General features: G+C 40.2%; 20 protein-coding genes. 8 read left to right on the plus strand and 12 right to left on the minus strand.

Going from position 1 to position 21037, the window contains the following annotated elements; all coding sequences use genetic code 11:
• The first annotated feature begins 279 nt into the window (after positions 1–279).
• The 3 genes from GXP67_RS17855 (at position 280) to GXP67_RS17865 (ending at position 3445) form a co-directional block, all read left to right on the plus strand.
• The gene (locus GXP67_RS17855; protein ID WP_162444382.1) at positions 280–1119 is read left to right on the plus strand and encodes a hypothetical protein; all 840 of its coding nucleotides are present in this window, start codon (positions 280–282) and stop codon (positions 1117–1119) included.
• Positions 1120–1298: 179 nt separating this feature from the next.
• Positions 1299–2120, plus strand: coding sequence for a hypothetical protein (locus GXP67_RS17860; RefSeq protein ID WP_162444383.1), 822 nt, complete (start codon positions 1299–1301; stop codon positions 2118–2120).
• 92 nt (positions 2121–2212) lie between these two features.
• Positions 2213–3445 carry a CHASE2 domain-containing protein gene (locus GXP67_RS17865; RefSeq protein WP_162444384.1) on the plus strand — a complete coding sequence of 411 codons (1233 nt, stop codon included), beginning with the start codon at positions 2213–2215 and terminating at the stop codon, positions 3443–3445.
• A 242-nt stretch (positions 3446–3687) separates the two neighbouring features.
• Here the strand turns inward: GXP67_RS17865 and GXP67_RS17870 are convergent, their stop codons facing one another.
• Both GXP67_RS17870 and GXP67_RS17875 read right to left on the minus strand, forming a co-directional pair.
• Positions 3688–4722 carry a LacI family DNA-binding transcriptional regulator gene (locus GXP67_RS17870; RefSeq protein ID WP_162444385.1) on the minus strand — a complete coding sequence of 345 codons (1035 nt, stop codon included), beginning with the start codon at positions 4720–4722 and terminating at the stop codon, positions 3688–3690.
• 215 nt (positions 4723–4937) lie between these two features.
• Positions 4938–5690, minus strand: a complete 753-nt coding sequence (locus GXP67_RS17875) for an MbnP family protein (RefSeq protein ID WP_162444386.1) — start codon at positions 5688–5690, stop codon at positions 4938–4940.
• A 225-nt stretch (positions 5691–5915) separates the two neighbouring features.
• Between GXP67_RS17875 and GXP67_RS17880 the strand changes: the two genes are divergently transcribed.
• Positions 5916–8459: a cellulase family glycosylhydrolase gene (locus tag GXP67_RS17880; RefSeq protein WP_232065261.1), complete on the plus strand. Its 2544-nt coding sequence runs from the start codon at positions 5916–5918 to the stop codon at positions 8457–8459.
• A 47-nt stretch (positions 8460–8506) separates the two neighbouring features.
• Here GXP67_RS17880 and GXP67_RS17885 read toward each other — a convergent pair whose 3' ends face one another.
• The 8 genes from GXP67_RS17885 to ubiE form a co-directional block, all read right to left on the minus strand.
• A complete protein-coding gene (locus GXP67_RS17885; RefSeq protein WP_162444388.1) occupies positions 8507–11014 on the minus strand; it encodes a PIG-L family deacetylase in 2508 nt (835 codons plus the stop codon).
• A 119-nt stretch (positions 11015–11133) separates the two neighbouring features.
• Entirely contained in the window at positions 11134–13149 is a 2016-nt protein-coding gene (locus GXP67_RS17890; protein WP_162444389.1) for a beta-L-arabinofuranosidase domain-containing protein, read from the minus strand.
• A 77-nt stretch (positions 13150–13226) separates the two neighbouring features.
• On the minus strand, positions 13227–13424 hold the full coding sequence (locus tag GXP67_RS17895; protein ID WP_162444390.1) for a hypothetical protein: 198 nt from the start codon (positions 13422–13424) through the stop codon (positions 13227–13229).
• A gap of 71 nt (positions 13425–13495) precedes the next feature.
• Positions 13496–13876, minus strand: coding sequence for a hypothetical protein (locus tag GXP67_RS17900; RefSeq protein WP_162444391.1), 381 nt, complete (start codon positions 13874–13876; stop codon positions 13496–13498).
• A 116-nt stretch (positions 13877–13992) separates the two neighbouring features.
• Positions 13993–14403 (minus strand): DUF8192 domain-containing protein, encoded by a 411-nt coding sequence (locus GXP67_RS17905; protein WP_162444392.1) that lies wholly within the window; start codon positions 14401–14403, stop codon positions 13993–13995.
• A gap of 12 nt (positions 14404–14415) precedes the next feature.
• On the minus strand, positions 14416–15171 hold the full coding sequence (locus GXP67_RS17910) for an SDR family NAD(P)-dependent oxidoreductase (RefSeq protein ID WP_162444393.1): 756 nt from the start codon (positions 15169–15171) through the stop codon (positions 14416–14418).
• Positions 15172–15265: 94 nt separating this feature from the next.
• Positions 15266–15928: a type IX secretion/gliding motility protein PorT/SprT gene (porT, locus tag GXP67_RS17915; RefSeq protein WP_162444394.1), complete on the minus strand. Its 663-nt coding sequence runs from the start codon at positions 15926–15928 to the stop codon at positions 15266–15268.
• Positions 15929–15951: 23 nt separating this feature from the next.
• On the minus strand, positions 15952–16674 hold the full coding sequence (gene ubiE / locus GXP67_RS17920; protein WP_162444395.1) for a bifunctional demethylmenaquinone methyltransferase/2-methoxy-6-polyprenyl-1,4-benzoquinol methylase UbiE: 723 nt from the start codon (positions 16672–16674) through the stop codon (positions 15952–15954).
• A gap of 199 nt (positions 16675–16873) precedes the next feature.
• Here ubiE and GXP67_RS17925 point away from each other — a divergent pair, with 199 nt between their 5' ends.
• The 4 genes from GXP67_RS17925 to GXP67_RS17940 all read left to right on the plus strand — a co-directional run bounded on the left by GXP67_RS17925 (position 16874) and on the right by GXP67_RS17940 (position 19830).
• Positions 16874–17443 carry a hypothetical protein gene (locus GXP67_RS17925; RefSeq protein WP_162444396.1) on the plus strand — a complete coding sequence of 190 codons (570 nt, stop codon included), beginning with the start codon at positions 16874–16876 and terminating at the stop codon, positions 17441–17443.
• 50 nt (positions 17444–17493) lie between these two features.
• The gene (locus tag GXP67_RS17930; protein WP_162444397.1) at positions 17494–17682 is read left to right on the plus strand and encodes a hypothetical protein; all 189 of its coding nucleotides are present in this window, start codon (positions 17494–17496) and stop codon (positions 17680–17682) included.
• 267 nt (positions 17683–17949) lie between these two features.
• The gene (locus GXP67_RS17935; RefSeq protein WP_162444398.1) at positions 17950–18732 is read left to right on the plus strand and encodes a DUF3857 domain-containing protein; all 783 of its coding nucleotides are present in this window, start codon (positions 17950–17952) and stop codon (positions 18730–18732) included.
• A 54-nt stretch (positions 18733–18786) separates the two neighbouring features.
• Positions 18787–19830 (plus strand): transglutaminase domain-containing protein, encoded by a 1044-nt coding sequence (locus GXP67_RS17940; RefSeq protein WP_162444399.1) that lies wholly within the window; start codon positions 18787–18789, stop codon positions 19828–19830.
• Between the two features lie 147 nt (positions 19831–19977).
• On the opposite strand, the gene GXP67_RS17945 is transcribed toward GXP67_RS17940, so the two are convergent.
• Both GXP67_RS17945 and GXP67_RS17950 read right to left on the minus strand, forming a co-directional pair.
• The gene (locus tag GXP67_RS17945; RefSeq protein ID WP_162444400.1) at positions 19978–20505 is read right to left on the minus strand and encodes a hypothetical protein; all 528 of its coding nucleotides are present in this window, start codon (positions 20503–20505) and stop codon (positions 19978–19980) included.
• A 31-nt stretch (positions 20506–20536) separates the two neighbouring features.
• The gene (locus tag GXP67_RS17950) at positions 20537–21037 is read right to left on the minus strand and encodes an NADH-quinone oxidoreductase subunit C (protein ID WP_162444401.1); all 501 of its coding nucleotides are present in this window, start codon (positions 21035–21037) and stop codon (positions 20537–20539) included.

The following is a 21037-nucleotide window of genomic DNA, read 5'->3' on the forward strand; positions in this document are numbered from 1 at the left end:
AATTAACAGAGTTAACCCAGAATCATGTTATAATAATATTTGGATAGCCAAAGGTTACTGATCTACCCGATACACATTAAATATATTCTTCACCTGGTTGATTCACTATTAGTTACAATAGAGATAAGATTATTGAATATTTTAAGGCGAAACCGGGTACAAAGGCAATGGCTTTCTGGGAAAATAAACACAAATCACGAAGTCATTTTATATTAAATACGCCATATAATCAGTAACTTAGTTTAAAATATATGCTTTTTGATAAACTATATTTCCTTAATGATGATACTATTTGTCACCTATATAATTTCTCTGTTTCTATCGCTTACCCAGACTACTGAAACGTATCATGTGATCCATGTACAGGGAAGTATTCTGAATAAAGTTTCCCGAAAACCATTACAAACCGGCGACCGGCTTAAAGCGGATGATGCCCTTGTATTTGCCTCAGATAAAGCACTGGCTGTCGTATTAAGCACAAAAAAAGGCCGCTATATTCTCAACAGACCTACCAATGATGGAGACGTATCGGCTGGGAGGGAAGCCATAGCTATTATCCGTGATATTATTCTTAATCCGGTGGAGCGCTCCAGTTTATCTACCCGTAACTATACCTTTCGCAGAAGAGGCATAGATCTGAAAGACTTATTTGCTGATAATACTTTTACGCTATTAGGTAGACAAACTAAAATTGTGCTTGACCCGGCTGTATATCCGATGTCTGCACAAAATTATTTTGTGTGCAAATATAATTACCAGGAGAAGGAAGTGAATAAAAAAATGCCTTTTATTGGCGATACCCTCATATTCGATGTAAACCGGATGTATACTGTAAATGGAAAACCTATCAGGCCGGAAGCACCAGGAGAAACAGAATTGTATTATTATAATATTGCCACCAATTCCAGCACCTTTGTAGGTTCCTTCATTCCGGTATATATAGCCGACGAAATTCTTGAAAAGGAATTACAAACACTGACCGATGTACTTAAATCCCTGCAAACTCCCCGGCCAGAGATTGAGCAGCATTTACATGAGCATGTGCAGTCCTTGTATGGAATTACCGATAAAAACATTCTGACTCATTGGGTGAGTGAACATATAAAAAATCACAACTAAATTCAGTGAAATAACATTTTTATCTACATATAACTCCATATAATATAAAACAGAATACCATACTTAAAAGTGGGTCACTCTTTGACATATTAGTTTACTATTATATGCTTAATAAGATATTCAACTGAGTTTACAGAATACCAACCATCAACAATGATTTAGTATTATACGATATATCCATGATCTTCCTCTTATTTGCCTGGCTTATAGTTTGCCCATCTCCTCAAACTGATATCTATCATGTGATACATGTGCGGGGAATTATTCTCAATCAAACTAAAAATGATACCCTTAGTGTAGGCGACAAATTAAATCCTAGCGATAAACTCTTATTCAGAACCCCAAAAGCAATGGCTACGGTATTAAGCCCTGCGGGTGGCCGTTTTACGCTAGGTTTAGCTGCAGCTCGGCAAAGTTCAAACGGAGAGGAATTTATGAATCTGCTGAAAGATGTATTGATGGGTGAAACGGCAGTGGCTAAACTAAGCACCCGTGGTTTAGTTACTGATAAGATTGTAGATTTGAAAGGAGTTTTCTCTTCAGATTCAATGGTGTTTTTGGGAGGCCGTTCAAAGCTTATTCTCGACAAATCAGCTCATCCCATGTCACATCACCAGTATTTTGTGTACCGCTATACCTATAACGAGGATAAAATAGCCCAAAAACGGATTCCGCACCGTGCGGATACGCTTATTTTTGACAAGAATATTTTATACACACATAACAATCATGCAATTGCGCCGGCAGGTATTAATGAGGTAGAAATTCTTAAAGTGAATGTAAAAGACCAGAGTTCAAGGCTGATGGGAAGTTTTAAGCCAATTTTTATATCTGATGAGGAACTAAAGACAGAGCTTGAGGTAATCCGGAATGTTATGCGATCTCAGCAGCTCACTGAGGAGGAAATTATCGAACAAATGTATTACCACATTTTAGCAGTGTACGGGCAAACTAATGAAAATATGTTACGGTTGTGGTTGTCTGAACATTTAAAAATGTAAATTGGGTATATGATAGGTATTAAAACCGGTGGTACATTCCTGCGGTGGTATCACTTCTACAATTCGTCAAAGGAACTCATGTCAATTTCCGAATGAAGAAAAACGTACTACTTATTACAGCCTGCCTGGCACATAGCCTGTTGTTACTGGCATTTACGTATATTGAACTAAAGTCTCCTTATACAACCGGGGAAGAGTTGACCATGCTGCAACTTACCTCAGGGCTGAAAAGAAAGGTTTTTCTGCGTAAAGAAAAGCCTTCCCCAGACCGGTTTTTATTCATATCTGTATCGTGGGATAAAAAGCTGGTTGAGAAAAAAGATGAATATGATACTCCAGTTGGCCAGCAACCCATTACTGATCGTTCTAAAATTGCAGATTTTTTGCAGATTCTAAATCAGAAGCCAGATAATCATAAATTCATTACTTTAGATATTTTTTTCGAAGATTCTACTACTGGCCAGCCTCAGGATGATATACGCCTGGCAGCAGAGCTGGCTCGGACAAAAAACCTGCTAATCCCTTATCATATGGGAGATAGTAGCCAACCCAACTATCCCATATTTAAAGCTCCCTTGGGATTAGCGGATTATGAACCTACTGTTGAAGGGTTGTTGATCAAATTTAGCATCGTTAATAGCCAGGGCCATAAAACAATGCCACTACTAATGTATGAAAACGTATCTGGTAAAGAGTTTAAGCCTGGTATGATAGTAGATGAACTGGGTGGCAAACCTGTTTTAAGTTCTTTTATTCTTGATCACCGCATCTTTCAGGAAGATGTTATGGCTCCGAATGCACCGCTTTACCATAAATTATATTTAAATGAATTATTAAAACTAGATCCTGAATATATACATGATTTTACCAAAGATAAGATTATTATCATAGGCGACTTAGATAACCGGGTTGATATGCATAAAACGATATATGGCGACATGCTGGGACCTGTTATCTTGCTGAATGCATTCCTTGCCCTTGAAAATGGCGACAATCAGATTACCTGGTATTTTCTGTTGTTTTTACTTTGCAGTTATATGCTTATCTCCTATGTGTGTTTTAAACAGGTAGATATCCTGGAAGGCTGGCTCTTCAGATGGTTACCCAAGTGGCTGGCCATCCCGGGTTATGTGAAGGAAATGATGGAGAGTTTTGCCAGTTACCTGCTGTATTTTGGATTGCTTTCAATTATGTCGTATATGCTATTTAACTTTCATCTTACCATTTTTCTGATTTCTATTTATATGCAGGTATTAGAGTGGATTATTAAAAATATCCGCCGCCGGGTAGAACAATCAGAAACAGTGATCAAAAGCGCCCAATAACTTTCGCAGAACTGGTCTGTTATCAGAATGGATGCAGTAAAAACAAAAAGATATTTTCGCTGGTAAAAATAAAAAAAGCCTCTGCTAACAACAGGGGCTTTTATATAATATACACTTATTGCAGATTATGTTATCGCCAACATAATAGACTTAATCAGGAGCAATAACTATTCCAGTGTATGATATTTTTTAACAGATATAAAAATAAATTTTGTGCAGGATTAGTAAAGCTGAACATAGAATTAATTGTGTTTGCGTTGCGGCATACTTGATCCCCGTATGATCAGCTGGGTTTTTAGTACTTTGGTTTCTGGTTTAGAAATTATGCCCTTATTTTCAAGCCCTTGTAGATATAATTGGGCGGCTACTCTTCCAAGTTCCACGGGATTTTGATCTACAGAAGTAAGGCCCGGATCAATAATGGTAGAAACGGGTTCATTTCCAAAGCCAACAATAGCTACATCTTCCGGAATCCGAATGCCTTGTTCTTTCAATATAAGCATTACCTGAATGGCGACCGGGTCATTAATTACTACAATCGCATCAGGCCTGTTTGGCAAATTCATCAGGCGCATCGTAGCTGCTGCTATATGTTCTTTGTTAAACCCACAATGGATAATTAATTCCGGGTCTACCTCTAAACCGGAAGCCCTTAATCCATCTGTATACCCTTCCATCCGGTTTTTACTGATAGATAACATTTTATTACCGGAAAGATGAGCAATCCGCTTGCGGCCGGTTTGAATCAGATGCTGGGTTGCATTAAAGGCTCCTTCGTAATCATTTACCACCACTTTACAAACATCCAGTTCTTCACAAACCCGGTCAAAAAAGACGAGGGGTATGCCTTTTTTCTGTACTGCCCTGAAATGAGAGAAATCTTTTGTTTCACCAGACAATGAAACGATAAGCCCATCCATTTTGCTGGATACCAGATTACGCACATTCGCAATTTCGGTTTCATATCGCTCTCCGGAATGGCAAATCATGGTATAATATCCTGCCCTGCTCAATACTTCCTGCATACCAATTACAGCTGAGGAGAAAAATACCGTATCAAGGTTGGGAATTACAATGCCTATAAAATTAGATTTGCTTTTCACCAGGCTTTGCGCCATGTAATTAGGCTGATAATCCAGTTCATGTGCGAGTTCACGCACCGCTCTCCGGGTATGTACATTTACTTCTGGTAAATTACGCAATGCACGCGACACGGTCGCCGCAGAAATATTCATACGACGGGCCAGATCCTTAATCGTAATTTGTTCGCTATTCATAGCTAAAGTAGATGTTGTTTAACTTTTTGTTGTTGGAGGGAGCCCGTAAAGTACTCAAGTTTAAGTAAATATAAAAATACCTTTTCTAAAGTATATCATTAACTTTTCTGAAAAGACACAGCAGCAGTGGATACAGATAAACACTATCCAAAAAAATAATTATTAAACTAATAGGTTGTCTGCCATAAGATTTTGAATTGCTAAGATTCTTGCGGTTAAGGAATTACTACAAACATTTCTCTATAGTTACTAGCTATGCTTGGAGCCGTTTTTCCGCCCATCACACTTACAGAAGATTGATCTGTAGGCATCTTTACATCTAGCGCAGCTCCGGAAAACCCTCCAAAAACCCTGGCGGCATCAGCCTGTATCTGTAGCGTACTGGAACTGTTTTGGCTAACAGTTAATTCTTTTAGATTTAATGTTACCTGGCGGTAACACTGTTCTCTGCCAATGTGGTAGACAATAGGCCCTTTCGCGCCGTCTGGCTGGTGATAAAATCCCTCACATTTAAAAAATACATACCCTGTTTCCCACATCCAGAACATGCCATAATCAGGATCTAATACGCCGGCTTGTTCACCACTGTGATTATTAAGGCTATCTACACCTATGGCAAAAGAGAGTTTAGTATATTTTCCCGGAGGTACATCTGGTAAAGAGACTATAGTAACAGGTTCTGTATCTTCTGAAATTTCTATGAGGTGATAGCTGTTTTTTTGCCGCCAGATGCTGCCATCAGCTTTAGTAAGTGCAATATTACTCAGGTAAAATTTAAATCTGGTGATACTGATCTTGTCGCCCAGTAAAGTGGTATAAATCTGGTTCAATTGCAGTTTTTCTTTCCCAAACATAGGCTGTATCTGCAAAGTCAGATCAGAGGGAGGTATAACTTTTGTATCTTCTGGCACAAATCCAGATAGTAGCAGGATAAAAACAATACATAGGCTGTAACGTACTTGTTTCATAGGAGAAAAATAGATCAGGTAACAATTACTGTTCCAGTAAACGGTTATACAAATATATATACTTTCTCACCATCAGGTCAATAACTCGTGTCTGGAACCGTGAATGATTACTAACAGACAACCGGATTTTCTGGAAGGATGTATCTATTTTTGTTGATTGCCTGTAAATCTTATAGTATGAGTAAATGTACAACTTTTCACCTGACTAAATTATTCTCTTGTTGTATGCTTTTGTTATGTTGTCTGATAAGCAGGCATGGGTATTCTCAATCTAAAAGCGGGATTTATGTAGACAAGCAGGGTGTTTTGCGCTGGAAAAAAGACCATTCAGAAGCCACTTTCTTTGGCACCAATTATACGGTTCCTTTTGCCTATGGATACCGTTCTCACCAGGCCTTACAGATTAATCATGAAAAAGCCATTGACCAGGATGTGTATCATTTTGCCAGATTAGGTTTCGATGCCTTCCGGGTACATGTATGGGATACAGAAATTACAGATTCATTGGGTAATCTGCTGGAGAACGAGCACTTGCGCCTATTCGATTATTTAATATTTAAACTGAAAGAACGGAATATTAAAGTGATGCTTACCCCGCTTGCTTTCTGGGGAAATGGCTATCCGGAACCAGACCAGAAAACGGCAGGATTTTCCAGTATTTACAATAAACGGCAGGCAGTAACTGAAGAGAAAGCCATCCGGGCACAGGAGAATTATGTGAGCCAGTTTTTCAAACATGTAAATGTGTATACAAAACTTTCCTATGAAAACGACCCGGATGTACTTGCAGCTGAAATTAATAATGAACCACATCACAGCGGACCGAAACAAAGAGCGGGTGAATATGTAAACCGGCTTGCCAGAGCGATTCGCAATGCTGGCTGGACCAAACCTGTTTTCTATAATATCAGTGAATCTCCCTGGTATGCCGATGCTGTAGCCAACGCAGAAATTGATGGGGTAAGCTTTCAGTGGTATCCAACCGGGCTGGTAGCCAATCATACCTTGCCCGGAAATTACCTTCCTCATGTAGACCGGTATCATATTCCGTTTGATACCATTCCGGCATTTGCTAACAAAGCCAGAATGGTGTATGAATTTGATGCAGGCGATATCTGGGAACCTGTGATGTACCCGGCAATGGCCCGTAGTTTCAGAGGTGCGGGATTTCAGTGGGCCACCCAGTTTGCCTACGACCCTCTGGCAACTGCTTATGCCAATACCGAATACCAGACACACTTTGTGAACTTAGCCTATACGCCATCTAAAGCCATCAGCCTGATGATTGCCGCTAAAGCATTTCATATACTTCCCAGATCAAAATCTTACGGCACTTATCCGGCAGACAGTGTTTTTGGACCTTTCCGGGTGAGTTATAGAGAATCGCTGAGTGAAATGAATACAGAAAAGGAATTTTATTATTCCAATACTACCAGTACTAAGCCGGTAAATAACCGCAACTTACTGCATGTGGCCGGCGTAGGTAGTTGTTCTATAGTTAGCTATAAGGGACTGGGTGCCTACTTTCTGGATAAACTGGAAAACGGAATCTGGCGGCTGGAAGTAATGCCGGATGCTATTATGGTGAGTGATCCATTTGCCAAAGCCGCTCCCCAGAAAGAAGTGGTGCGCATACAATGGAAAACACATGCTCTACAGATTAAACTACCTGATCTGGGCGTAGACTTTACAATAACAGGTGTAAATGAGGGCAATACCTTTTCGGCAAAAGCTGTAAGCGGAAGCATAAAAATTCAACCTGGAACATATCTATTGGTGAAAAATGGCAGGAAATTTCAGAATAAGGGAAACAAATCATCTGTGATCAAGCTGAATGAATTTGTAGCACCTGTCTCCAGAAATACAACACCCACTATATGGCATACACCCCATGAGGAAGTTTCATCCGGTAACCCCTTCAAACTACAGGCACAGATTGCAGGACTGGAAGATTCCAGTAAGGTAACACTGCTGATCAATAATTTATCCGGCGTATACAAAACCATTGCTATGCAGGAAAAAACAGCCTATACCTATGTTGCGGAAGTGCCTGTAGAGCTTACTACACCAGGATTGGTGCAATACCGGATTTTGGTAGAAAAATCAAAAGGGGAGTTTTATACCTTTCCCGGAAACTACAAAGGCTATCCTTATGCCTGGGATTATTATCAGAAGGATAGCTGGCAAACGTATGTGGCCGCAGAAAAATCATCCTTAGAACTATTTAATGCCAGCCGGGACAGAAATCCTACTATTTACCCCAATTTATGGCGCAGCGACGAAAAACAATTTATCACTTCTCAAGAACCAGGTCAATTGGTGTTCAGGCTGGCTTCCAAAGAACTCGGCAATCCAGAACATATAATGGGCTTCCAGCACACGTTTGCTGACAAAATCAAAGGCAGGCAATCAGAACTTGATTCTTTTAAAAGATTAGTAATTAAAGCCCGTACCGGAAATACGCAGCCTGTTCAGATAAAAATAGCCTTGCTCACCATAGATGGTATGGCCTTTTCCTCAACCGTTACCCTTACTTCAGCAATGCAGGAATTAAGCATTCCCTTGGGCAATCTGAAGCCAGATCGGTTTATATTATTACCCAGACCTTACCCTGGTTTTCAGCCTTTCTGGTTTAAATCATCGGCAGCTTATTCCTTTCAAGTGAGCCAGGCAGAGAAACTACAGATCACTATAGGAGAAAATTTGTCTTCATCAGAGTACGAGAAACCCTATAATATCGAAGTAGAATCCATTAGCCTGGAGAATTAGTAACTTATATAGCCCGATCAATTACTTACTGCCTACTACTGATATAATCATTCAGCTTCTTTTCTGGCAATCAGGTTGGCAAAAAAGCGGTATGCTCCTGGTACGCCAGCCGGCAATTGTCTGAAAAATGCATACCCGGTGTATACAAACCTGCCTTTGCCGTAAGGAGAAATGAATAATCCGTAGGGTTGTGCTTTTTCTTTTTCTCCCGGATCTTTCGTAGTGAGAATGGTTTCGTACCGGGTATCCAGACTATCAGCAAAATACAAACCCCGTTCCTGTACCCAGCCTTCAAAGTCTTTAGGCGTGATTTTATTGGGTAGCTGAAATACCTGGTGATCCGGTTTCAAAAATGTAACCGGCGCTTCCTCCACTGTTACTCTTTCTCTGGATAGGCGGAAGGGATAGGGGCCAATTTCATCGGTAACCAGATTATTGCTCACATTGTACTGAATTAATAAAGTACCCCCGTTATTTACATACTGCAATAGTTTAGGCTGGTAGAATTTAAGCCGTTCCTGGGTATTATACGCCCGTACACCGGCAATAATAGCATCAAAGCGGCTTAGAAAATCAGTATCTTTTTGCAGGTCATTATCAGACAACAGCGTAACCTGGTAGCCAATCTGCCGGAGCGAAGCCGGAACATCATCACCAGCGCCCATAATATAGCCAATCTGTTTGCCAGCAATCTGCATATCGGCCCGCACGGCTTTGGCAGTTGCTTCCGGAAATAGCGTTTGTACTGGAATATGTGAGTAATCAATGGTGAGAATGCCTCTGGAAAGAGAAAGTCCTGATGAAGTTTTAATTATAGCCTTAAGCGTTTCACTGGCCGTGTAGGCTGGAGGAGTTACCTGAAAACTTACTCTCATTTCTTCTGCATGCTTTTTCAGTTCAAAAGGAATACTGGCAGGCATTACTTTCCAGGAAGAGGGCAGTTCAAGACTTACTTCGCCACTTACGTTTTCCTTGCCGGCTTTAAGCAATACCTCTACTGTTTTAGCCGATTGATCTGGAAACATGTATACCTTTTCGGCAAGGTTCACCATTACCTGAGGCCGTATCTCCAGCGGACGGTAGAGTTCGCCTTGTACCGGGTCTGTCCATTTGTAGGTAACTGGTTTTGTCCAGGTGAAAGATTGCCCTTCCAGATTGAAAGTAAATTCTACTCCGATTGGAGCCTCATTTTCTGGTTTTCCTACCAATTGCAGATCCTTCACCTGAAAAGTACCCTTTGTAAGCGGCTCCCGTAACCAGTATGGCTGAGTAAAAATAGTAGCAGCCGGAACTTCAATGGTAAACGGGAAGGTTGCAGTTTCATTATTCTTCAGGGGCAGCGCCATGGCTGTATCTTTCTGTGCCCCTACAAAACGAATCTGGCTTACATTTACCGGAAAATCAGACCGTTTTACAATGGACGTATTCACTTTGAGTTTACCAGAAGGCGTACTGGCATAGGCAGTAGCATTGGCTTCGTACCACAAACCGGCACAGGCGGCAATTACTTCTTCCAGCTCCTTCTTTTTTACGCTTATCCAGTAGTTGTCTGTAGGGAGTTGTTGAATTTGTTTATAGGCCTGCAACAATAATGGCAGGCTAGCGGAAGGATTTTCTGGTTTGAAACTTTCGAGGGCTTGCTGTAAGGTTTTACTCAGGCGGCTGCTTCCCGGAATTCGTTTCCAGCTCAGGTCAACTCCATCAAACAAATCTTTGGCCCCCTGCTCTCCGGCCGTATGACGCAGGTAATCGATACGGTTTCCGCGTGCTCTTGCCGAACCAAAGCCCTGGCTTTTATGCATACTGCGGCTCTCGGCAGCAATTTCCGTATAGGATTTCCCCAGTAAGGCATTATAATCACCCAGATTTACTGTTACATAATCATTTTCCTTAGGAGGAGTAGTATTGTTAAAGTTAGGATTATAACTATTCCAGACGATACGTCTGGCTTGCCAGGGTTGTACATACTTGAGTTGTTCGGGAAAACGTTTCGCATCAGCCGCTGCCACAAACGCTTCTGCAGCCAGTACGGAGGAGGCGCTGTGTTGCCCATGTCCTGCCCTTGAATCTGGCGGAAAACGGGTAATGATGACATCTGGCTTAATATTGCGGATCACCCAGACAGCCTCCGACAGGATTTTTTCCTTTCCCCAGATAGACAAAGCTTCTTCGGTAGATTTAGAAAAGCCAAAATCAATGGCACTGGTAAAAAACTGCTCAGCTCCATCGGTCCGGCGGGCTTGCAGCAATTCCTGCGTGCGGATCACCCCAAGCAATTCGGCCTGTTCAGCACCAATCAGATTTTGTCCGCCATCTCCTCTGGTGACGGATAAATAAGCCGTTCGCACGAGCCGGTTTTTCGCCAGATACGAGAGCATCGCAGTATTTTCATCGTCGGGGTGAGCGGCCATATAAAGGGCTGTACCTACTACATTGAGTTTTTTTAAAGCGAGCTGTATTTCTCCGGCAGGATAAGTTTTAGGGGTTTGAGCAAAAGCATTGGAAAGGAGCAAACCGGCCAATAGAACGGCAGCATATATACCTGTATGTTTCATCTCTGATAAAAGGCTTAGCTTACAAGTTTAGCGAATTTATCGCAGAATAGACAGGGCTTAAACAGGGATTGCATGAAATTGCCTAAAGGTGGATTTTAAACCTATATCTATGTATCAATTCACCTACCTAATACCGGAAACTGAGCGATGCGCAACCTGGTACATCCATAAGGTATCAGTACAATTTCCTCTTCCTTGCCAGTTTCTAATCCATAGGTAATACTGTATGGAATAGGTCCGGTCATGTCGTTGTATAATTTCCAGGAAGGGATCTGCTTTGCTTTGGTACGTATTTCAATGGGGGCACTGGCCGGATTCCAGGGATATACGGGCACCTGGTCTTTTTTTGTGACTGTAAATGATGCTGTTAGTTTTTCATCGCTTACCTGGGGAAGACCATAGTTCCAGGTACTTTTCGGCAGTACTTCATAATATATACTTCCATACTGGATTGAATCAGTCGTATTGTTCACTTTTTTCCACTCTTCCTCTATCTTTAACGCATAGGTAATAGGGCCTCTTTCTACAGCCATTGAATTCTCATACCATTGGGTTTTAAATACATGCATAGGTAATTGTAACTCCACCACATCGCCTGATTTCCATTCCCGATTGATTTTCACAATCTGATTTCCGGCAGCTTCCTGCAATATTTTTCCATTAATAGTGATGCTTGCCTGTTTACACCATTGCGGAATACGAAGGTGGAAAGGAAAAGAAACCGATTTTACTTTTTTAGGTGTAGAAAACGTGAATTTGATGGTTTCTCCAAAAGGATAAGAGGTTTCTTCCAGCATCTTTACCTGAATGCCATTACCAACATTAGCATTTACTTCACTTGGAGCATATACCAAGGCAGCTATGCCTTTGTCGGGAGTAGCGTACCACAGGTTTTGTGTGAACTTGGGCCATCCCTGGTGCATATTGGAAGTACAGCAAGGATATCCGGTAAGCAAGCCATAGCATACATCCGTGCCGCTATGATTCACGTCAAAATTGCGGGTTTGCCGGGTAAGCATTACCTGGTTGGCTTGCTGAAAATACTGCCGGTTCATAAAATCATCCGTAATCTGCGTAGGAAGCGCATTAAAGGCTATTTTCTCCAGGTGGTCGGCAAAGGAGATATTTCCGGTAATGCCTAGCATAGTTTCCAGGGAAAACATCATTTCTACAGCACTACATAATTCTGAGCCTTGGGTTGGGTTATTTCCATGTAAGGCTTCATCGCCGCCATACAAGCCATGGGCCATTCCGTTGTATTTGCGGATATCGGCAAATCCTTTGGTAATGGCGTCTGTATATTTTTGCTCCGGATGATGCTGATAATATACGAGAGGGGCTTTTATGCCTTGCGCCAAATTCACACAATGAATACTTCCCTGCGTAGACAGCATATTGCCTTCCAGAAAAGCCTGTGTATAATCGAAGGTTTGTTTGTGAATGATTTCCGCCAGATCGAGCAGAAAAGCATCGCCCGTGATATTGTAAAGCCAGTAAACGACCATCAGGTTATCGCCGCCCCGGTAACGTGCCCAGAAGGTCCAGTTGTCGAGTGGTTTTGTGGGAAGTTCCTGCAACTGGTATTTAAAATAATTGGTCATCAGTTTGATCACCCGCTGATCGCCGGTTGCCGAATAATATTGCTTGAGTATTTTAAGCATCACCATTTTAGGCCACCAGTCCCGGCTATTGTCCCGCTGCAAACCAGGTTCAGGACCATAATCTTTATCCGGCCCAAAATAACCATCTGGCTTCTGGCTGTTAATGGCCCATTCTACCCAGGGTTTGGTTTTGGCAATTAATTCTTTATCATCCAGAATGTAGGCTAGAGGGAGAAGCCCGTCAATCCAGTAAGGCCCGCGTTCCCACTGGTCGCCATCCCCACCCAGCCAGCCATTGCGTTTGTTCATTACCAGCGGATAGAGTTCATCTAAACGCCCGCTGGCACCATTTTTCTGACGGACTAGCATTTCTTTGAGCCAGCCTTGCGGTTTAATAGCGCCTAATGGCAGTTCTATATAGGGATTTGGTTGTAAGGGGGCACGGTTATGTAGATAGGTAATATTGGTTTTAGGCTGAGCAATTGCCTGAAGCAGGCTAGTGAAACAGATGAAACAGATAACTGTGATTTTCATGAAGGTTATAAGGGTAAGTTATTCTAGCTATACAAAAGACTCAAAAAGAGTTGGCAATATTGAGGTGGCGCACAAAATCATTCTTTAATCGCTACTTTATGCACCTGGCGGCTGGCTATATGCATCCATAGTTCTGCTTCATACGCGCCTAATTGGTAAACCTGAATCTGATAACTATTTTCTCTTCGGCTGTGGCCGTATACACCATGATGGCGAATGTATTGCACTTTTTCCTGTAAGGTTAAAAACCTGATTTCGGTGGTAGAAAGCCTCATATAAACAAAAAATCCGCCCAGAAGATGATCTGTGCGGATGAATATAAAACAAAAACCGGATATATGTTGCTTTATTTATTTGCCTGTTGCGAAGCAGATTGAAAACCAACAGCTTGTTTTAAGGTGCGTTCATTATCAGATTCAGGAATTTCGTAGGTTCTTTCTTCTACGGTAATGAATAGTTGTTTACCTTTTAGTTTATTGGTATCAATGGTAGCACCTTCCTGCATAGGCATATCTACGGCTTCGAACAAGCTGGCAATAATGGGCATACCTGCTTTGGAATTATAAAAACGCTGGATAACAAAACCTTGCTCATTTTCGAAGCGGCAGGCAAAAAAAGGTACACCTTTGTGCTCACTGGTTCCTTCATCTATATGTGTAATTTCTACCAGATGTCTTCCATCCGGAAGAAACGGTTTGTCCATACCTTCATTTACTTTGATTTTCATAGCTAATTTATTTGTTTAATGCTTACATGTTTTATTGGATGAATACGTGCGTTATCAAACAAATGTTTCACTAAATATTAAATTTTTGTTGTATAATTTTTTAAGCGATCATGATACTATTTGGATTGTAGATATTGCTGAAACTCTTCTAATAATACTTTATCATTAATGGTTTTGCAATCAATTATAATTATGGCATCATATCCACCTAATTTATTTTTGTTATTTAAACTAAGCACATGAATGCCTCGTGGTCTTTTATGACTAAACTTAAGATGCTCAAAATATTTATTTTTAAGTAAAAATCCTTCAGTACATCTGAAAAATGCCAGCTTTTTACCTTTGAAATTAAACTCTTTTGTAGAAACGTGTTCTTTGAAAAGCACATTTTTGAAATAATCAATCTCATAAGAATTTAATACCGGATTGATATCAGTTCCACAACTATCTAACTCAATTGTTTGACCATTAGAAAGTTGAACGCTCAAAAAAACTAAAAGCAGAAGATGAATAATTTGCTTTAGCATTGGAAAGTTTTTTTACAATTGCTTGTGCACAATCGTAGCCGAAGCCTGAGCCGTAGGAAGAATAGTTAGATCGCTGATGACTACATGCGGCGGACAGTTAATAACAAACAGAATGGTATTGGCTATATCTTTAGCGGTAAGTGGTTGAAAACCTTTATATACGGACGATGCCCGTTGCTCATCACCTTTAAACCGCACCAGGGAGAATTCTGTTTCTACCAGTCCGGGATGAATGCCACTTACCCGGATGCCATACGGATTTAGGTCCAGGCGCATGCCACTGGTAATCGCATCTACAGCAAATTTAGAAGCGCAATATACATTTCCATTAGGATATACTTCTTTACCGGCAATAGAGCCAATATTGATGATCTGCCCCGATTTCCGGCTGACCATTCCCGGAATAATAACTTTAGAAACATACAACAAGCCTTTTACATTAATGTCCATCATGGCATCCCAGTCTTCTGAACTTCCGGTTTGGATGGGAGCCAGTCCGTGGGCATTACCGGCATTATTGATCAGAATGTCTATTTTTTTCCATTCTTCCGGTAAGGAATCAATAGCGGAACTGACAGCTTGTTGATCCCGCACATCAAAAGTGAGGGTTTGTACCTGTACTTGCTTACTTAATGCCTGTTTGAGTTCGTCCAGGCGGTCAGAGCGACGGCCACAAATTACCAGATTAAATCCATGAGCGGCTAGTAACTCAGCCGTTGCTTTTCCAATGCCGGAAGTAGCTCCTGTAACAAAAGCAATTTTATCCATTAATGAGAAGTATTATAAAATTGAAAGATTAGATTAGTATAATATTAGTTGCTGAGTACTATTACCAAAACCAGCCAATACTTTTCATCAATTCTTATTCGAAAAATAAATACAAAGAGACTGTATGGCTATTTAACCTTTCCAGTCCCCGGCTATAAGGAGATGTATCTTTTACCAGCATATTGCGGATGCCATGTGAGAAACGTATCTCTGGAGATACTTTTACAAAGGTATAAAACAGGTCGAATCCCATTCCATATTCAACGGTCAGGTCCATGTTATCGGTAACCAAACGGTCTTTGGTCTTTTCCTTTTTATTGGAGCCGATCTCAATAGAAGGTTTGAGTCCACCTACCATATACATCCGCACATTTCCCCGGCGTACCGATTTGTATTTGAGCAGGATAGGTAGTTCCAGAAAAGTAGATTCAATGGTTTGTGTATTAGTCGTTCCTTTGTTAAAAAGATAATCAATAGATCTTTCGTAAAAGGCAGCGGAAGGCAATAGCCGTATATCTACATATTTGCCAATGCTGTAACTGGCGATAAAACCGAGCCCAAAGCCGGGTGCTCCTTTGGGATTAATAGAAAAAGCAGTATCCATCCCTGTAATAAAAGCCTGGGAATAATGGCGTTTAAATTTAGTATAATTGCCTGCCAGAAAAAAGCCATAATGCAGCGGCTTATCGTCGTAATTCCCCTGATGAATGGCATACAAACTTTTGCGCTGCCCAACACCCGGCAAACTGAGGAGCAAGGAAAATAAGAATAAAAGTAAGGTTATTTTTTTCCGATGTAGATTGAACTGATGCCGAAAGTGAGCGGTATACATTTTGTTGATTGGAAGCCTGCCTTTTCAAATATATTAAGAAAATCTTTCCCATCCGGAAATGCCTGCACAGATTCCGGAAGATAGTGGTAAGCTGCATTGTCTTTTGAAATAGCTTTACCAACGAAAGGCAATATATGTTTAAAATAAAAATTATATATCTGTTTGAACGGAAATGCAGAGGGTTTTGAAAATTCCAGCACGATACAGGTTCCGCCAGGTTTTAGTACTCGGTTCATGTCGGTAAGTCCTTTGAGCAGATTTTCAAAGTTACGTACCCCAAAAGAAACGATCACAGCATCGAAGTAATTGTTATCAAACAGTAATTTTTCGGAATCGCCGGTGCGTAATTCGATTTTATCGGCCAGTTTCAGTTTTTTGATCTTTTCTCTTCCAATAGACAGCATTCCTTCCGAAATATCCACCCCAATTACTTTTTCTGGTTTGGCAGCCAGGGCTTCTATGGCAAAATCGCCGGTACCGGTAGCAATATCCAGAATCAGCCGGGGTTTTTGTTTTTTAAGTATTCGGATGGCTTTTTTCCGCCAGTAAATATCAATGCCGAGGCTCAATACATGATTCAGCAAATCATATTTGGGGGAGATGGAATCGAACATGGCGGCTACCTGTTCTTTTTTACCTGCCTGCTGCTCTTTATAGGGAAGTACTGTCATGAGTAAATAGATGGAACAAAGGTAAATAAGTTTCTTAGTATTTTCGGTATATATCTTTCACTTTACGGGAAAACACATTATAAAGCCGAATTGTTAGAGTTTTCTTTAGGAATGAATCTTGTACAGGTACATTCCGGTGAAAATGAGTGTTACACATTCACTATCTTGAGTGGTGTATGCAAAAGCTTTCATTTGTCTGATGAACAAAAAAATTATACTTACTTTTCTCTATGTTGTTCTATTCTACTTGAATGGTTTTAGCCAGAATAATATACTAACGCCTGAGAATATTCATCCTCAGGCAAAACAATGGGTAGCAGACGATTTTTTCCTGAGTACTACCGAAGAAACAGCTCCTTTTGGCAATGAAACAGGCCGGAAAGCATTTATGGGATTTAAACAATGGCGAAAAACCCATATTTATGAAAGTCCGGTAAGTTACCTCTCACAATTTATACGCCGCTTACACTATCCTGCCTTCGATCTGGAAACCCTGCATCTGGATAAACTTTCCCAATATATTGCTGCCATGCCTTCCGGCGCAGAGATGCTCACCCAACAGGATAATGCCGTAATTGCCGTAGGTTTTGGCCAGTTGATACTGGAAGGTAAAATAGAGCAAGAACTGCTATTTTTAACACAAATAGCCTTGCACCGAGAAATATTGCCGGTAGTTATTGACCATTTCGAAGCTGATTATCATGCCACCAGGAGAGAGCAACTGACTAAAATGCTGGAGGTTATTTACACAATTTCAAAGAAAGAATAGCTTCCTTCCTGTTTCATGCGTTTAATGTAAAAATCTAATAACTTATTTATATGGAAACCATACCTCAACTGTTAATACCTCTTCTGGCTGAATGGCCAGGAGATATGCCGGGACCGGAAGAGTTTGACGAAGAAGATGACAGCCAGGAAGAATTGCTTCCGGATGATGACGATGATTTTGAAGACAATGAATTGATAGAAGAAGATGAAGACGATTATATAGGGGAGGAAGAAGAGTAAGATTAAATCATCTGGTTTGATAGTTATTGTCAATTTTTGGCATTGAAAGTGCAATTATTATTAGTATATTAGCTATCTGAATAAGTAGTCAAGCATATCCTTTGTAGTATGTATAGGATTATATAGCACTTTGTTGTATAATTACATTATACTTTTGTGTGTCCTAATTTTGCTGAACTTACAAAAGAGCAACCTTCCGAAAACAACCCACCTAATAAATTACTTTCATTATCCATTTATTTTTCCGGCATTTTCTTCCGGTTATATATGAAACAGTTTATTAGTTGTTTGTTATTTTTCTTTTCCACGCCGGCTTTTTTGTATAGCCAGTTTGTTCCAACCTATAAATGGGGTAAGGTACTTCCTGAAGAGATTCAGTTAAAAGTATGCGCCATCGATAGTTCTGCTTCAGCAGTCGTCCTGAGTGATTACGGCAAAGTTATTTTCGGGAATGGGGTAATCTATATAGAACGGCATAAACGCATTAAGATCCTGGATCAGAAAGGATCGGGTGAGGGCAATATTACAATTCCTTATTATACAAAAGACCATTATGAAAAAATTACAGGATTGCAAGCCCATACGATTACAATAGATCAGAATGGTAAAATAGCAACTCATAAAGTAAATGCAGATCAGATCTTTGAAGTTGATCTGGCAAATAAATGGCGGGAAAAAAGATTTACATTTCCTAATGTTGAAGCAGGAGCCATACTGGAATACCGCTATACAACTTTAACTCATAACTATCTTACCTTAGACGGCTGGAATTTTCAGTCTGGTATTCCTACTATCTATAGTGAATTTCATTTTGTTAAACCTACTCGTCTCAATTACCGGATTCTTTTACAAGGTGAGCATCTATCAACAAAATATGAAAATGCATCCACAACAACATGGTCATTAAATAATCTGCCTGCTTTAATAAAAGAATCTTTTATAGCCAATCCGATGGATTATGCGGAAAGGATTTCGTTTCAATTAGATGTATTTAATATATCAGGTAGTGTTCCTGTTTCATTTGAAAACCATTCCAGTTTTTTTTCATAGAAAGAACATGCCGGGAAAATCTTAAAATCAATTCTCGCAGAAAAAGAAACAGATGTGCAAAGGGTTCAAAAAATATATAATTATGTAAGAAATACATTTACCTGGAATGGTAATCATAGTTTTATTTCTTCGCAAAACCTATCTTCTTTGGTAGAAACCAAAAAAGGGAATTCAGCGGATATCAATCTTTACCTGATTACGCTCCTGAAAGAAGCAGGTTTACAGGCCAATCCAATGTTAGTGAGTACCCGGACGCATGGGAAAATATATGCTGCTAAATATCCTTTACTTACCCAGTTTAATCACTTAGCCGCTTTTGTACAGGTAGAGAACGAGTCATTTATTCTGAATGCATCTGACCGTTTTCGCCCGTATACGCTTCTGGATATGAATGACCTGACTGAGAATGCGTATTTGCTCGACCAGAATACGCCCCAATGGATAAAGATGCGTCAGCCTTTGCCTTCAAGGCAATTAACTTCTGCAGAGGTTGATTTATCAGATACCCGTAAACCTGTTTACCGCCTGGCTACCCGTTACGAAGGTTATTTGGCATTAGATCAACGTCAGAAATTCATGGAGGCTGGTAATAAAATACAGCCCAGCCAGATACTAACTACTCCAACACAAGATTTTAAATTAACCCAAACGGAATCTAAAAACATGGATAATCCAGATGAACCTTTACTCATTACTTTGGTTTATCAATCAGATACTTCTTCAGAATCTAAAACAGATATTATATATTTCAACCCTGTTTTGAAAAGTGATATTAGTGAGAATCCATTTAAGAATGCAAACCGAAGCTTACCTGTTGAATTAAATTATCCCGCTACTTACACATATGGGCTTAATGTGAAACTACCGATGGGCTATTCTGTACAGGAATTACCTAAGAATATAATGATTAAGCTCCCCAACACAATGGGCGAATTCCGGTATCAGATTACTCAAAAAGAAGGTATGATTCAGTTATTATCTGTAATTTCCTTTAAAGAAACACTCATTCCTGCTGAGTATTATCATCATTTACGGGAATTTTACGATCATATTATTGCTAAACACCAGGAGCCTATCGTATTTGTAAAACAAAAATAGGCTTGTCCTGATCTCATTATAGAGATGGAAAATATGCCTTTATCATGGTGGGAGAATTTTTTGCTGATTTATAAATGCCAGGCGACACTCTTTACTCTATGGAAGGTAAAGATTGCCGCCTGGCTAATTAAAGAAAGAGAGAATTAATTATTCTGAGGCTTCTTCTATAATTTCTTCGGCTTTTTCGATTTTAGCATCAGAATAAGTGCCTGAAGTAGTATATACGATCTTTCCATCTTTATCTAACAGGAAAAAATAGGGCGTATCTTTTTCTTTCAATCCCAATCCATCTTTAAAATCGCCGATGGGGCCGGTGTAAATCAGGGTATGTTTATGGAGTACCGGATCGATACCTTTTTTCATTTTCTTTTCAATCGTTCCAGCTACGGCTTCCTTAATGCCGCTGATCATTCCCACAAAATACGTATTTACGTCATATTCGGAATCCTGGATAAACGTTTCATATACAGGCTGAAACCAGTTTTTTAAGGCTTCATCTGCTTTCTGGGAGTAAGCTATACCCACTAACGTATATTTACCTTTAGTATCTTTTGGTAGGCTCACTTGTTTATCTTCCAGAGTTGTTCCTGTCATGTTAGGAAAGGTTTTTCCTTTCTGTGCTTGTGCTGATACGAAAATAAGCAGGCAAATAGCCAGCAAATGTATTTTTTTCATAGTATGCTGATAATTGATTATTGTAACAACGTTAGTACGCAACTTTTATTCCATGATAGTATTCCTGAGCCTGATAATCTTTCCGCAAAGGAAATCCCTGCCAGTCAGCTGTGAGTAATATCCGCCGCAAATCCGGATGGCCGGTAAATTTGATACCCATCAGATCGTAGGCTTCCCGTTCGTGCCAGTCAGCTGTGCGCCAGATGTGGCTAATGGTGGGCACTTCAGGCAAATATTGGCTGTCAGAGGGCCGTGGTAATTCTAATCTAAGTACCAGTTTTAAATGGTAAGGGATAGAATATAAGTGATAAATGACTTCCATTGTAGCCTTTTCCGGACCATTGTCTATGGCTGTGAGGCACGACAAAAAATCGAAATAAGTGCGCTCATCTTCATGCAAGAACTGGCAAACCTGGGCAATTTTCTCGGAATGAATTGTAAAACCAGGCTGCAAAGTGGTGCTATCTTCTTTCAGAATAATTTCTTCTCCAAATTTCTCAACCAGGATTTGTTTAATGCCAGTCAGGTTCAT

This window comes from Rhodocytophaga rosea, assembly GCF_010119975.1.
Classification (GTDB): domain Bacteria; phylum Bacteroidota; class Bacteroidia; order Cytophagales; family 172606-1; genus Rhodocytophaga; species Rhodocytophaga rosea.